Source organism: Variovorax sp. 770b2 (assembly GCF_900115685.1).
In the GTDB taxonomy this organism is placed as follows: domain Bacteria; phylum Pseudomonadota; class Gammaproteobacteria; order Burkholderiales; family Burkholderiaceae_C; genus Variovorax.
In genome coordinates this window covers 126689-139799 of sequence record NZ_FOXJ01000005.1, presented here as the reverse complement: position 1 = coordinate 139799, position 13111 = coordinate 126689, and the positions used below count along the sequence as shown (strand labels likewise).

Below are 13111 nucleotides of genomic sequence, written 5' to 3'. Positions count from 1 at the left end.
GCTGACCGGGGGGCGGATCAGCCGGCCGCGAACGCCAGCGGCTGGCCCGCCTGCAGCGTGGCCTCGCGCGAGAGGTTGCCGAAAAACTCCTCGCCCGTCTTGGTGTCGACCCAGGCCCGGCCATCGTGTCGGTAGTGATAGCCACCGGACCTCGCAGCCAGCCAGATCTCCTGCAGCGGCTTCTGCAGGTTCACGATCAATTGGCTCCCGTTCTGGAAGGACATCGTGATCATCCCGCCCACCCGCTGGTTGTCGATGTCGGCGTCGGTCGCGTCGTTGATGCGATCGCAGCCTTGCTCGATCGCAGCGAGCGCTGATTCGGCGCGGTCCATGTACTCGGTGTCGGTCATTACAATTTCGTCATGTTGAATGTTCGCCAAATTCTAGTGACCGCCCGCGGCCGCACTGTGCTCATGGTTTGCATCGCCGCTGCGGCAGCCGGGCTCGCCGCCTGCGGCCAGCGCGGTGCGTTGTACCTGCCGAACGATCCGGCAGCCGCCCAACGGGCCACCCTGCCGCAATTGATCACCCCCGGCGGCTCCGGCGCTTCCAGCAACGAAGCGGCACCCAAGCCTGCGGCCGCCAGCAGCGCGCCGGCCGCAGCCACCACCGGCAGCGGAGCGCCCAAGTGACGAACGCTTCCCTCCCCGGCCACCCCCACATCGCCCACCGCGACGGCGCCCTTCATGTCGAAGGGCTGGCCCTCGATGCATTGGCGCGCGAGCACGGCACGCCGCTGTTCGTCTATTCGAAGCAATGGATGCTGGACGCCCTGGCCGCCTACCAGCGTGGCTTCGAGGGCCGCGATGCCCTGATCTGCTACGCGATGAAAGCCAATTCGTCGCTTGGCGTGCTGCGCGTATTCGCCGAGGCGGGTTGCGGCTTCGACATCGTCTCGGGCGGCGAACTCGCCCGCGTGCTGGCCGTCGGCGCCGATCCGAAGAAGATCATCTTCTCGGGCGTCGGCAAGACCCGCGCGGAAATGCGCCAGGCCCTGGCGGCCGGCATCGCCTGTTTCAACGTCGAGAGCGAGGCCGAGCTCGACGTGCTGAACGAGGTGGCGCTGGCCGAAAGCCGCCGCGCACCGATCAGCATCCGCATCAATCCGAACGTCGATCCCAAGACGCATCCCTATATTTCCACCGGCCTCAAGGGCAACAAGTTCGGGATTGCCCACGACCGCGCGGTCCAGGCGTACCAACACGCTGCGAAGTTGCCGGGCCTCGAGGTGATCGGCATCGATTGCCACATCGGCTCGCAGATCACCGAAGCCTCGCCGTATCTGGACGCCTGCGATCGCGTGCTCGACCTGGTCGAGGCCATCGAGGCGGCCGGCGTGCCGATCCATCACCTGGACTTCGGCGGCGGCCTGGGCATCGACTACAACGGCGAAGTGCCGCCCAAGGCCGATGCCCTCTGGCAGCAATTGCTCGCCAAGCTCGACGCGCGCGGCTTCGGGCAGCGCAAGCTGGTCATCGAACCCGGCCGTTCGCTGGTGGGCAACGCGGGCGTGTGCGTGACCGAGGTGCTCTACACCAAGCCTGGCGAAGACAAGAATTTCTGCATCGTCGATGCGGCGATGAACGACCTGCCGCGCCCCGCGATGTACCAGGCCTTCCAGAAGATCGTGCCGCTGCGCATCCGCGCGGGCGATGCGCCGACCTATGACGTGGTCGGCCCGGTCTGCGAGAGCGGCGACTGGATCGGCCGCGACCGTGCGCTCAACGTGCTGGCCGGCGACCTGCTGGCCGTGCTGTCGGCGGGTGCGTATTGCATGAGCATGGCGAGCAACTACAACACGCGTCCGCGTGCGGCCGAAGTGCTGGTGAGCGGCCAGGGCGCCACGCTGATCCGTCGCCGCGAGACGATGCAAGACCAGCTGCGCAACGAACAGATCTAGACAGATCTAGGTGGTGCTGCGCAGCGGCTTCTCGCCACCGCGCGCACCGGCGATCGCCTTCGCCCGCCGCTTGCTCGCGTAGTTCCACACGCGCCATCCGAGCAGCACCGCGATGATCGCGGCATAGACGAACACTTCGGCGAAGTTGTTCTTGCCAGCGCGCATCCAGAAGAAGTGCAAGAGGCCCAGCCCGGCAATCACGTACACCAGCTTGTGCAGCATCTGCCAGCGCTTGGCCCCCATCGCCTTGATCGCGCGATTGAACGACGTGGCCGCCAGCGGCGTCAGCAGCACGAAGGCCGAGAACCCCACCAGGATGAACGGCCGCTTGGCGATGTCCTTGGCGATGTCGCCCCATTCGAAGCCCATGTCGAACCAGCTGTAGCACAAGAGGTGCAGCACCACGTAGAAGTACGCGAACAGGCCCAGCATGCGGCGAAAGCGCGCGAGCGCGTTCCATTTGGTTGTCACGCGCAGCGGCGTCACCGCCAGCACGATGCAGATGAAGCGCAGCGTCCAGTCGCCCGTGGCGCGGATCAAGAATTCAGCCGGATTCGCGCCCAGCCCATCGGTGAACGCGCCGTACGTCAGTCGCGCAAACGGCAGCAGGCACAGCAGGAAAATGACCGGCTTGGTCGCCGGGTGCATGAGCAGCTTGTTCATGGGATGGTGACCGGGCGGCGAAGCGCGCTCAGTAATTTTTCTTCAAGTCCATGCCCGCATAGAGCTGGCCGACCTGCGCTTCGTAGCCGTTGAACATCAACGTCTTGTTGCGCTTGGCGAACAGGCCACCGCCGTCGCCGATGCGGCGCTCGGTGGCCTGGCTCCAGCGCGGATGGTCGACGTTCGGGTTCACGTTCGAATAGAAGCCGTACTCCTGCGCCGCCGATTTGTTCCAGGCCGTGCTCGGCTCCTTCTCGACGAAGCGGATCTTGACGATCGACTTGGCCGACTTGAAGCCGTACTTCCATGGCACCACGAGGCGCACCGGCGCGCCATTCTGGTTGGGCAGCACCTCGCCGTACATGCCGAAGGCCAGCAGCGTGAGCGGATGCATCGCCTCGTCCATGCGCAGGCCTTCGGTGTAGGGCCAGTCGAGGATGCGCGCGTTGCCGACATAGGGCATGGTCTTCGGATCGGCCAGCGTCACGAACTCGATGAACTTGGCGTTGCCCTGCGGCTCGACCTTCTTGATCAGTTCGGCCAGCGAATAACCGACCCACGGAATGACCATCGACCAGCCTTCGACACAGCGCAGGCGGTAGATGCGCTCTTCCTGCGCGCTGAGCTTGAGCAGGTCTTCGATGCCGTACTTGCCCGGTTTCTTGACCAGCCCCTCGACCTCGACGGTCCACGGGCGCGTCTTCAGCGTGCCGGCGTTCTTGACAGGATCGCCCTTGTCGGTGCCGAACTCGTAGAAGTTGTTGTAGCTCGACGCGTCCTTGTAGTCGGTGAGCTTTTCCATGGTCTGCGCGCCGGGCACCGTCGATTTGACGGCAGGCAGCAGCGCCAGCTTGTGCGGACCCGCGGCTTGCGCGAAAGCCTCGCGCCCGGCAAAGCTCGCCAGCGCCGCGCCTGCAACCCCGCCTGCCATCAGCTTGAGCATGTCGCGGCGGCCTTCGTAGGCAGCGCGCGGCGTGATTTCACTGGACAGCGGGTGAATGAATCCGCTGTGGTCGCGGCGGTGCGGACGGGATGGGAACGACATGACAGGCCTTTCGCGTGAATCGTTGGTCTCAGGGTAGTTCGTGGCATGCCCTGGTTTGGTTACGCGCCATGGCGGCGCGTGGTTTCAATTCTTCGCGAAAGGCGCGCAGCCTGCGCCTACAACGTGCCGTAGCTGTGCAGCCCGCTCAGGAACATGTTGACGCCCAGGAATGCAAAGGTCGTGACCGCCAGCCCGCCCAGCGCCCACCACGCAGCCACGGTGCCGCGCAGGCCCTTCACGAGCCGCATGTGCAGCCAGGCCGCGTAGTTGAGCCAGACGATCAGCGCCCAGGTCTCCTTCGGGTCCCAGCTCCAGTAGCCGCCCCAGGCATCGGCGGCCCACAGGGCGCCGAGCACGGTGGCGATGGTGAAGAAGGCGAAGCCGACGGTGATCGACTTGTACATGACGTCGTCGAGCACCTCGTTGGCCGGCAGGCGTGCCGCGATGCGCTTGCGCCCGAGCAGGATGCCCGCGGCGATCAGCGCCGAGATGCCCGCGTAGATCACCCAGTAGCTGCCGCCGGCTTCCTGCACGCGCTGGCGGAACGCCACCGGCACGAAGCACAGCGCCACGCCCAGGAGCCAGATCGGCGTGAGCTTGTACCAGCGCTTTTCCTCGGCCTGCTCCTTGATGAGGTAGGCGAAGGCCACCATCGCCGCGAGCGAGAAGGTGCCGTAGCCGATGAAGTTGGCCGGTACGTGCAGCTTCATCCACCAGCTCTGCAGCGCGGGCACCAGCGGCTGGATTTCGTGCGCCTCGCGCACGATCGTGTACCAGAGCAGGAAGCCGACCGCGGCGCTCACCACCAGCATCACGAAGGCGCCGAGCGCACGCGTGTTGTAGCGCTCCTCGAAGTAGAGGTAGAACGCGGCCGTCAGCCAGCAGAACAGCACGAACACTTCGTACAGGTTGCTCACCGGGATGTGGCCGATGTCCGGGCCGAGCTGGTGGCTTTCGTACCAGCGCACCATCGTGCCGATCAGCGCCATCGTCACGGCCGCCCAGGCCAGGCGCGAAGCGATCGCGTCGAAGGTGTCGGCCTGCTTGCCGCCGAAGAAGCCGAGCCAGTAGAACATCGTGCTCATGAAGAACAGCACGCTCATCCAGAGGATGGCCGACTGGCTCGAGAGGAAGTACTTGAGCCAGAACACCGAGTCGGCGCGCGCCAGGTCGCCCTGGTACGAACTGATGGCCAGCAGCGAGGCCGCGGCCACCACGATGGCCAGCACCCGCAGCGGGCGCCAGAACCAGCCGATGGAGATCATCGCGATCGCCGCGGCGGCCAGGATCGGCTTCTCGTAATAGTCCATCGAGCCCGCATAGCGGGTGAACGCGAACAGGCCGCCGGCCAGCACCAGCGCCGCGAACACCCAGTCGAACAGGTTGCGGCGCGAGAGCCAGCTTTCATTGAGCGTGAGGGTCGTGGTGTTCATTTTGTCGCCGTTGGTTCTTTGTCCAGTGCGAGCAGCTTGTGCTTGAGATGCTCGAATTCGCGATCGCTGTCGATCGTCTTGCGGTTGACCGAGAAGGCCATCGTGGCAGTCGTTGCGTGGTCCCCGGAAGCGGTGCCATCGGGAGTGAGCCACACCCACAGCCGGCGCTCGCGCACGTACAGCATGGCAAAAATCCCGACGATCAGCAACAGGCAGCCCAGATAGACGACGTTCTTGCCAGGGGCGCGCGCCACCTGGAACACGCTGGCCTGCACCTGGGTGAAGTCGGTCATCATCATCGCGACGGGCGCCGGGTAGAAGTGCGCATCGCTGATGGCCAGCACCGCCTGGGTGAGATAGGCCTGCGATTTGTCGTCGCTCGGCAGGGCCGCAAGGCCCGCGCCTTCGCGGCTCAGGTTGAGCACTTCGAACAGCACGTCGTTGAGGATGCGCACCAGCACCGCGCCGGCGCGTTCGCGCTCGGCCTCGGGCACGTTGACTTCCATGAATTCGGCAATCGCCTGCCAGCCGCCGGCCGTGGTGGCATCGGCCCGGGCGCGCTCGCTGCCCGAGAAGAGCGCGAGCGCGCGGGTGGCCGACACGCGCAGTTGCTCGGCCATTTCAGGCCGCTTGGAATCGCTCGCCTTGGCGACGTAGCGCTCGATGGCGCGCGCGCGGGTGTCGGGGTCGCCCAGCGCGGTGCGCATGCGGACGAACCCGTCCATGGAGCCCTGCTCGTCGGCCGGCACGCGCAGGTAGCGGAAGGGGTCCTCGGGCTTCTCGCGCATGCCCAGCAGGAACACCGGTTGGCCGTCGCCGGTGTCGACCGGCACCATGTAGTTCTGGTATTCGCGCGCCTGGCCCGCGGCATCGCGCAGCTTGTAGCCGATGCTCGGGCCGATGTTGCGCAGCACCTTCGGCTTGTTGGTCTTGTTGGCCGCGCCCAGGCGCGACTCGAGGCTGTGGCGCAGGTCGACCTTGCGCACGTCGGCACCGCTGCCCAATGCACCATTGGCGCCGCCGTCGGCGAAGTTCTCGACGTTGATCACGCGCAGCGCGGCGTATTCGAGCGTGAGCTTGTCCTTGCCGTTGGTGATCTCGGTGTTCGGGCCGCCGATGATGCCCTCGACCTCGAAGGGCTTGGCCGCGGCCGCCATCGGCACCGCCTTGAGCTTCACCTTGGAGCCGCCGTCGTCGAAGCTGGACTGGTAGATCTCCACGCCCTTGTAGCTGGCCGGATGGTTCACCTCGATGCGCGCGGGCACCTGCGCGCCGGTCTCGCGGTCGTGCAATATCACCTCGCTCGCGAACAGCTTGGGCATGCCGGTCGAGTAGTAGTCGACGATGAACTTCTTCAGCTCGATGGAGAACGGCAGCTCCTGCAGCAGCACGCCGTCGGCCTGGTTCAGGATGGCCACGCTGCCCTGCCCGCCTTCAGGCACGAGGATGTTGCCGCGAAAGGTCGGGTTGTTGACCGAGAGCCGGTGCTCGGGGGCCACGTCGGCGATCATGCCGCCGCCGGTGAACACGCTCTTGCCGTTGAACCAGGTCTGCGCGCGCACCACGAGGTCGCCGTCCAGCAGGCCGCCGATGCACACCAGCACGATGGCACTGTGCGCCGCGATGTAGCCCAGCTTGTGCGCGCCACCGGCGCGCGCGGCGACCATCCAGCCCGGGGCGGCCTTGCCGTCGCCGGAGCCCTCGCGCTGCTGCAGCTTGACCTTCCAGCCACCGCTCACCAGCAGTTGGCCGATGCGGTTGGCGGCTGCGTCCGGCGTTTCGGCAAGCGTGTTCTCGGCGCGCTGGCCGAAGGCCTTCAGGCTCTGCGCGCGGATGTCTTCCTTGAAGGTCTTCAAATCGACCAGGATGCGCGGCGTGTTTCGCGCGATGCACAGCGTGGTGCTGATCACCAGGAACAGCAGGATCAGCAGGAACCACCAGGCGCTGTAGATCGAATCGAGCCGCGCCGCCCTGAAGAACTCCGCCCAGAAAGGCCCGAACTGGTTGATGTAGTTGTTGATCGGCTCGTGCTGCTTGATGACCGTGCCGATGATCGAGGCGATGCAGATGACGGTGAGCAGCGCGATCGCGAAGCGCATCGACGAGAACAGCTCCACCGCCGCGCGAAGCACTTGCGGGCCGCGATGAACGCGAAGGCCATGGGTGGAGACTGACATCGGGTGGGGCGCTGGAAAAAGGAGAAAAAAGCAAAAGGGCGGGCCATCCTCCTGGATCGGCCCGCCCTTTGTTTGGGGTTGTTGTCGGCGGTTAGTTCACGCTGGAAAGCGCGGAATCAGCGCAGGCCGGCAATGTAGTCGGCCACGGCCTTGATTTCGCGGTCGTTGAGCTTGGCGGCAACGCCGGTCATCGGAATGCTGTTGTTGCGCACGTTCTCACGGAAGGCCGTGAGTTGGGCGATGGTGTATTCGGCGTTCTGGCCACCCAGGCGCGGGTACTGGGCGGGAATGCCGGCGCCGTTCGGGCTGTGGCAGCCTGCGCAAGCCGGGATCTGCCGATCGCCGATGCCGCCGCGGTAGATCTTCTCGCCCAGGGCGATGGTGTCCTTGTCCTTCGAGAAGCCCGTCTTGACCTTCTTGGAGCCGACGAACCAGGCGATGTTGCGCATGTCTTCGTCGGACAGCGCCGAAGCCAGCGGCTTCATGATCGCGCTCTTGCGGGCACCGGACTTGAAGTCCTGCAGCTGCTTGAGGATGTATTCGGGATGTTGTTGCGCCAGCTTCGGGTTGGCCGCGATGGCCGAATTGCCGTCGGCGTTGTGGCACGAGGCGCAGCTCTGGCTGTTGGCCGGCGTTGCGTTGAACACCGTGTCGCCCTTGGCGGGATCGGGCTTGGCCGGCTTGGCGACAGCTGCTGCGGGGGCAGCGGCATGCTCATCGGCTGCAAAACTCGCGCTGGCTACGACGCCCATGAGGGCCGCAAGCAGAATATTGGCAAACAACTTCATATCGGGGGCTTAGATTTATGGCGCAAAACCCCGCGATTCTACAATGGCGCCCCGTTCCGAAAGCCCATTGATGACCTCCCCGCGCGCCAAGTCCGCCGCTTATCCTCCCCGCGCGGCCCCCGCCGCGGACCCGCAGGTCGCCGAACGCGAGCGCGTGGCACTGGGTTGGCTGCACACCGCCCACTTCCTTACCAGCGCTCCACAGCTGGAACACCTGCCTCCGGTCGACCTGCCCGAGATCGCTTTCGTCGGCCGCTCGAACGCCGGCAAGTCGACCGCCATCAACACGCTCACACAGCAGACGCGCCTGGCTTTTGCCTCGAAGACACCAGGCCGCACGCAGCACATCAACCTGTTCGGCATCGGCAAGCAGAAGGTCGACGATGCGGTGCTGGCCGACCTCCCCGGCTACGGCTACGCGGCCGTGCCGAAGGAGGCCAAGCTGCGCTGGCAGCGCGTGATGGGCAACTACCTCATGACGCGCGAAAGCCTGCGAGGGGTTGTCCTGATGTGCGATCCGCGCCACGGCCTGACCGAGCTGGACGAGATCCTGCTCGATGTGATCCGCCCGCGCGTGCAGCAAGGCCTCAAGTTCCTCATCCTGCTGACCAAGTCGGACAAGCTCACGCGCAGCGAGGGCGCCAAGGTGCTGTCGATCACGCGACTCCAGGCCGGCGGCGGCGAGGTCAAACTGTTCTCGGCGCTGAAGAAGCAGGGCGTCGGCGACGCGGCCCAACTGCTGTGGCAGTGGGTGCACCCCGAAGGCAGCACTGCGCCGGCCGAACCGCAGGAGACACCGGAGCCACCGGAAGAAACCTGAGGCCGAACGGCTGCATTGACCGTCCTGCCTGCTTCATTCACTATCAAAACAATAGCGACAGTCAACCCAAGGAGACGAGAAGCATGACCGAGACCTTCCAACGCAGCCTGCCCAACGGCACCACCCTGAGCTGCCGCGCGAGCGGCAAGCCGGGCCAGCCGCTGATGGTGTTCCTGCACGGCTTTCCCGAGGCCGCGTTCATCTGGGACGAGCTGCTCGACTACTTCGCGGACCCCGCCCACGGCGGCTACCGCTGCGTGGCGCCCAACCTGCGCGGCTTCGAGAAATCCAGTTCGCCGACCGAGGTGGCCGAGTACAAGGCGCATCTGCTGATCCAGGACATCCAGCAGCTCGTGGCCACCGAAAGCACTGACGGCGCGATGGCCGCGCTGGTCGCCCACGACTGGGGCGGCGCCTTCGCCTGGGGCTACGCCAACGCGTTCCCCGAGCAGGTCGGCAAGCTGGTCATCATCAATTCGCCGCACCCCGGCACCTTCACCCGCGAGCTGCGCAACAGTCCAGCGCAGCAGCAGGCCAGTGCGTACATGCACTTCCTCGCCAGGCCTGATGCAGAAGCGCTGCTCGCGGCCGACGACTTCAAGCGCATGTGGCCCTTCTTCACGCTGATGAAGGCCGGCCCCGATGGCTTCGGCTGGCTGACCGAAGAAGTGAAGCAGCAGTACCGCGAGGTCTGGAGCGCGGGCCTCACCGGCGCCTGCAACCTCTACCGCGTGACGCCGATGAAGCCGCCGCTGCCGGGCCAGACCATCGACAGCATCCCGGTGCTGCCGCGCGAACGCTTCACGGTGAACGTGCCGACCTTCGTGTTCTGGGCGCTGGATGACGCGGCGCTGCTGCCCGGCCTGCTCGAAGGGCTCGAGGAATACGTGCCGAAGCTCGAGGTGAAGAAGGTGCCCAACGCGACCCACTGGATCGTGCACGAGCAACCGCAGCTGGTCGCGCGAGAGATCGAGGCCTTCCTGCAGCGGAACTGATTCCTGAAAACCGTTCGGGCTGCGCCAGTCGAAGCCTTGCGCGGCGCTTCGACAAGCGCAGCGTGAACGGGTTTGCCGCTGCCAGCCCAGTCCCGGCGCCTTCAGTAAATTTTCGGCTCGCCCTCGGGGCGGGTCTTGAAGCGGCGATGCACCCAGTAGTACTGGGACGGCATCGCGTCGATGTACCCCTGCAGCCGCTCGTTCATGAGCGCGGTGTCGGCCTCGACGTCGTCGGTGGGGAAGTTCTGCCACGCCGACTTCACCTCGATCTCGTAGCCGCCAGGCGTGAGCTTCGCCACCACCGGCACCACCTTGGCCTTGCCCAGCCGCGCGAAGCGCGACAGCGAGGGCACGGTCGCGGCCTGCACGCCGTAGAACGGCACGAAGATCGTCTGGTCGCGGCCGAAGTCCATGTCGGGCAACAGGTACAGCAGGCCGCCCTTGCGCAGGCCCGAGAGCACGGGCTTGATGCCGTCCACCCGGTTGAGCGCCGCCACGTCGCCGAAGCGCGTGCGGCCTTCGCGGATCCAGGCATCGACCATCGGGTCGCGCTGGGTCGTGTAGATCGTGGCCGAGGGACGTGCCGTGTGCATGGTCAACGCGGTCGCCGCCGCATCGAGGCCGTAGAAGTGCGGCGCAAACAGGATCATCGGCGCGTCGCCCTCGGCGATTTCGGCGATCTCGGATGCCGAGCCCACGATCTTCAGCCGGCTGGCCACGACCTTCTCGGGCGCATGCCAGAGCCAGCTGCGGTCCAGCCACGACTGCGCGACGAAGACGAAGGTCTCGCGCGCGATGGCGCGGCGCTCGGCCTCCGATTTCTGCGGAAAACAGAGGGCCAGGTTCCTGTCGACCACGCGCCGCCGCGGCACGGCGATGGTGTGCAGCAAGCGTCCGAGGATCTTGCTGAAGCCGCGCACGAGCGGCAGGGGCAGCGGCGCCAGCACGCGCATGAATCCGATGCCCAGGCGAGAGCTGAGGCTCATGGCGTCTGCTCCCCGGTGGCGGCCGCGACGGCCCGGTCGGCGCGCGGTTCCTTGTAGCGCGCGTAGTCCCAGACGTACTGGCCGGGCAGGCTGCGGATCAGGCGGCCGATGCCGTCGTTCATCGCCGTGGCCGCGTCTTCGACGGTGGCCTTCGGATCGGTCAGCGCCGTGTCCACGAGGGGCTCGAAGCGGATCACGTAGCCCGCGCCGCGCGGCAGCCGCTCGCACACGCTGAGGAAACAGGCCGCGCCGGTCTGCTGCGCGAGGCGCGGGAGCAAGGTCATGGTGTAGGCCGGCCGACCGAGAAAGGGCACCCAGACGCCCTGCCCCTGCGGCGGCACCTGGTCGGGCAGGATGCCGGTGTAGCCGCCGCTTCGCAGCGTGCGGATCAGGCCGCGCACGCCGGTGTTGTTGGTCGGCAGCGTCTGCAGGCCGGGCCGGTCGCGCGAGCCCGCGGCGATCAGGTCGGCCATCCATTTCTTGCGCGCCGGACGGAACAGCGCGGTGATCGGCCCGAAGGCCTCGAAGAAGCGCTCGCCGATCGCCTGGCCGCACATCTCCCAGCTGCCCAGGTGCGGCGCCACCAGGATCACGCCTTTTTTCGCCCGCATGGCCGCCTCGAAGGCCTCCACGCCCTCCCAGCGCACCACGCGCGGCAGCACGCTCTCGCCCTGCGGGCGCAGCCACAGCCAGGGCAGCTCGGACGCCATGTGGCCGGCGGCGGCGATGGCGGGGCGGTATTGGCCGGGGGCGAAACCCGCGCTTTCGGCATTGGCCTTGAATCGGCGGCGGTAGTCCGGCGCGCAGAACCAGACCAGCCAGCCCAGCATGGCGCCCAGGCGATGCATCAACGGCATCGGCACGCGGGCAAGCAGGCGGAACAGGGTGATCATTGAAACGGGAGGGGAGTCAAAAAACGGACGCGCGCGCATGGTATTGCGCGGCTCGAATAGAATGCAAATTGTCGCTGAGTTACGGAACAACTTGCAGGGCGACAAACACAAGCGCGAAGCGATTGTGCCCCGCCGATTCTCGGCGCCTCTGCTAAAGCGTTCGCCAGGGCTCCGCAGAGTTGGCAACGCGCCAAACCACTTCAAGGAGCTTTGAAAAAATGGCGAACGATTTCCTCTTCACTTCCGAATCTGTCTCCGAAGGCCACCCCGACAAGGTCGCCGATCAGATCTCGGACGCCATCCTGGACGCGATCTTCGAGCAGGACCCCCGAAGCCGCGTGGCCGCCGAGACGCTGACCAACACCGGCCTCGTGGTGCTCGCCGGCGAAATCACCACCAACGCGCACGTCGACTACATCCAGGTCGCGCGCGACACCATCAAGCGCATCGGCTACGACAACACCGAGTACGGCATCGACTACAAGGGCTGCGCGGTGATGGTCTGCTACGACAAGCAGTCCAACGACATCGCCCAGGGCGTGGACCATGCCTCCGACGACCACCTGAACACCGGCGCCGGCGACCAGGGCCTGATGTTCGGCTACGCCTGCGACGAAACGCCCGAGCTGATGCCCGCGCCCATCTACTACGCGCACCGCCTCGTGGAGCGCCAGGCCCAGTTGCGCAAGGACGGCCGCCTGCCGTTCCTGCGCCCCGACGCCAAGAGCCAGGTCACGATGCGCTACGTGGACGGCAAGCCGCACAGCATCGACACCGTGGTGCTCTCCACCCAGCACAGCCCCGACCAGAGCGAAACCTCCACCAAGATGAAGGCCTCGTTCAACGAAGCCATCATCGAGGAGATCATCAAGCCCGTGCTGCCCAAGGAGTGGCTCAAGGACACGCGCTACCTGATCAACCCGACCGGCCGCTTCGTCATCGGCGGCCCGCAAGGCGACTGCGGTCTCACCGGCCGCAAGATCATCGTGGACACCTACGGCGGCGCCTGCCCGCACGGCGGCGGCGCGTTCTCGGGCAAGGACCCGTCCAAGGTCGACCGCTCGGCTGCCTACGCCGCGCGCTACGTGGCCAAGAACATCGTGGCCGCCGGCATCGCGCGCCAGTGCCAGATCCAGGTGGCCTACGCGATCGGCGTGGCCGAGCCGATGAACATCACGGTCTACACCGAAGGCACGGGCGTGATCCCCGACGAGAAGATCGCCGAACTCGTGCGCGAGCACTTCGACCTGCGCCCCAAGGGCATCATCCAGATGCTCGACCTGCTGCGCCCGATCTACCAGAAGACCGCCGCCTACGGCCACTTCGGCCGTGAAGAGCCCGAGTTCACCTGGGAAGCGACGACGCAGGCCCCCGCACTGCGCGCGGCAGCCGGCCTCAAGTAAGCAGAAAA

At 66.3% G+C, this 13111-nt stretch carries 13 protein-coding genes; 5 read left to right on the top strand and 8 right to left on the bottom strand.

Going from position 1 to position 13111, the window contains the following annotated elements; all coding sequences use genetic code 11:
• Window positions 1–17: 17 nt before the first annotated feature.
• Window positions 18–350, bottom strand: coding sequence for an iron donor protein CyaY (cyaY, locus tag BM133_RS24580; RefSeq protein ID WP_093439684.1), 333 nt, complete (start codon window positions 348–350; stop codon window positions 18–20).
• A 63-nt stretch (window positions 351–413) separates the two neighbouring features.
• Between cyaY and BM133_RS24575 the strand changes: the two genes are divergently transcribed.
• Both BM133_RS24575 and lysA read left to right on the top strand, forming a co-directional pair.
• Window positions 414–632: an LPS translocon maturation chaperone LptM gene (locus tag BM133_RS24575; RefSeq protein ID WP_233102075.1), complete on the top strand. Its 219-nt coding sequence runs from the start codon at window positions 414–416 to the stop codon at window positions 630–632.
• On the top strand, window positions 629–1900 hold the full coding sequence (gene lysA, locus BM133_RS24570) for a diaminopimelate decarboxylase (protein ID WP_093439680.1): 1272 nt from the start codon (window positions 629–631) through the stop codon (window positions 1898–1900). Before BM133_RS24575 ends, lysA begins: the two co-directional genes overlap by 4 nt.
• Before the next feature lie 6 nt (window positions 1901–1906).
• On the opposite strand, the gene BM133_RS24565 is transcribed toward lysA, so the two are convergent.
• The 5 genes from BM133_RS24565 to BM133_RS24545 all read right to left on the bottom strand — a co-directional run bounded on the left by BM133_RS24565 (window position 1907) and on the right by BM133_RS24545 (window position 8006).
• A complete protein-coding gene (locus BM133_RS24565) occupies window positions 1907–2563 on the bottom strand; it encodes a protein-methionine-sulfoxide reductase heme-binding subunit MsrQ (RefSeq protein ID WP_093439678.1) in 657 nt (218 codons plus the stop codon).
• A 28-nt stretch (window positions 2564–2591) separates the two neighbouring features.
• Window positions 2592–3608: a protein-methionine-sulfoxide reductase catalytic subunit MsrP gene (msrP, locus tag BM133_RS24560; RefSeq protein ID WP_093439674.1), complete on the bottom strand. Its 1017-nt coding sequence runs from the start codon at window positions 3606–3608 to the stop codon at window positions 2592–2594.
• 116 nt (window positions 3609–3724) lie between these two features.
• On the bottom strand, window positions 3725–5041 hold the full coding sequence (gene ccsB / locus BM133_RS24555; protein WP_093439672.1) for a c-type cytochrome biogenesis protein CcsB: 1317 nt from the start codon (window positions 5039–5041) through the stop codon (window positions 3725–3727).
• On the bottom strand, window positions 5038–7218 hold the full coding sequence (locus BM133_RS24550; protein WP_093439669.1) for a cytochrome c biogenesis protein ResB: 2181 nt from the start codon (window positions 7216–7218) through the stop codon (window positions 5038–5040). The genes ccsB and BM133_RS24550 overlap by 4 nt, the downstream gene beginning before the upstream one ends.
• A 116-nt stretch (window positions 7219–7334) precedes the next feature.
• Window positions 7335–8006, bottom strand: a complete 672-nt coding sequence (locus BM133_RS24545; protein WP_093439667.1) for a c-type cytochrome — start codon at window positions 8004–8006, stop codon at window positions 7335–7337.
• A gap of 70 nt (window positions 8007–8076) precedes the next feature.
• Between BM133_RS24545 and yihA the strand changes: the two genes are divergently transcribed.
• Together yihA and BM133_RS24535 are read left to right on the top strand one after the other, a co-directional pair.
• Complete coding sequence (gene yihA / locus BM133_RS24540) at window positions 8077–8826, top strand: ribosome biogenesis GTP-binding protein YihA/YsxC (protein WP_093439664.1); 750 nt, start codon at window positions 8077–8079, stop codon at window positions 8824–8826.
• Window positions 8827–8909: 83 nt separating this feature from the next.
• Window positions 8910–9821, top strand: a complete 912-nt coding sequence (locus tag BM133_RS24535) for an alpha/beta fold hydrolase (protein WP_093439662.1) — start codon at window positions 8910–8912, stop codon at window positions 9819–9821.
• A 101-nt stretch (window positions 9822–9922) separates the two neighbouring features.
• Here the strand turns inward: BM133_RS24535 and BM133_RS24530 are convergent, their stop codons facing one another.
• Both BM133_RS24530 and BM133_RS24525 read right to left on the bottom strand, forming a co-directional pair.
• A complete protein-coding gene (locus tag BM133_RS24530; protein WP_093439659.1) occupies window positions 9923–10807 on the bottom strand; it encodes an LpxL/LpxP family acyltransferase in 885 nt (294 codons plus the stop codon).
• A complete protein-coding gene (locus tag BM133_RS24525; RefSeq protein WP_093439657.1) occupies window positions 10804–11700 on the bottom strand; it encodes a lysophospholipid acyltransferase family protein in 897 nt (298 codons plus the stop codon). Before BM133_RS24525 ends, BM133_RS24530 begins: the two co-directional genes overlap by 4 nt.
• A gap of 218 nt (window positions 11701–11918) precedes the next feature.
• Here BM133_RS24525 and metK point away from each other — a divergent pair, with 218 nt between their 5' ends.
• Window positions 11919–13103 (top strand): methionine adenosyltransferase, encoded by a 1185-nt coding sequence (metK, locus tag BM133_RS24520; protein WP_093439654.1) that lies wholly within the window; start codon window positions 11919–11921, stop codon window positions 13101–13103.
• The last annotated feature ends 8 nt before the right edge of the window (window positions 13104–13111 follow it).

Bases quoted from the DNA above. Each gene is read 5' to 3' on its own strand.
- cyaY (WP_093439684.1), bottom strand. From the start codon at position 350: ATGACCGACACCGAGTACATGGACCGCGCCGAATCAGCGCTCGCTGCG.
- BM133_RS24575 (WP_233102075.1), top strand. From the start codon at position 414: ATGGTTTGCATCGCCGCTGCGGCAGCCGGGCTCGCCGCCTGCGGCCAG.
- BM133_RS24565 (WP_093439678.1), bottom strand. From the start codon at position 2,563: ATGAACAAGCTGCTCATGCACCCGGCGACCAAGCCGGTCATTTTCCTG.
- msrP (WP_093439674.1), bottom strand. From the start codon at position 3,608: ATGTCGTTCCCATCCCGTCCGCACCGCCGCGACCACAGCGGATTCATT.
- ccsB (WP_093439672.1), bottom strand. From the start codon at position 5,041: ATGAACACCACGACCCTCACGCTCAATGAAAGCTGGCTCTCGCGCCGC.
- BM133_RS24550 (WP_093439669.1), bottom strand. From the start codon at position 7,218: ATGTCAGTCTCCACCCATGGCCTTCGCGTTCATCGCGGCCCGCAAGTG.
- BM133_RS24545 (WP_093439667.1), bottom strand. From the start codon at position 8,006: ATGAAGTTGTTTGCCAATATTCTGCTTGCGGCCCTCATGGGCGTCGTA.
- yihA (WP_093439664.1), top strand. From the start codon at position 8,077: ATGACCTCCCCGCGCGCCAAGTCCGCCGCTTATCCTCCCCGCGCGGCC.
- BM133_RS24535 (WP_093439662.1), top strand. From the start codon at position 8,910: ATGACCGAGACCTTCCAACGCAGCCTGCCCAACGGCACCACCCTGAGC.
- BM133_RS24530 (WP_093439659.1), bottom strand. From the start codon at position 10,807: ATGAGCCTCAGCTCTCGCCTGGGCATCGGATTCATGCGCGTGCTGGCG.
- BM133_RS24525 (WP_093439657.1), bottom strand. From the start codon at position 11,700: ATGATCACCCTGTTCCGCCTGCTTGCCCGCGTGCCGATGCCGTTGATG.
- metK (WP_093439654.1), top strand. From the start codon at position 11,919: ATGGCGAACGATTTCCTCTTCACTTCCGAATCTGTCTCCGAAGGCCAC.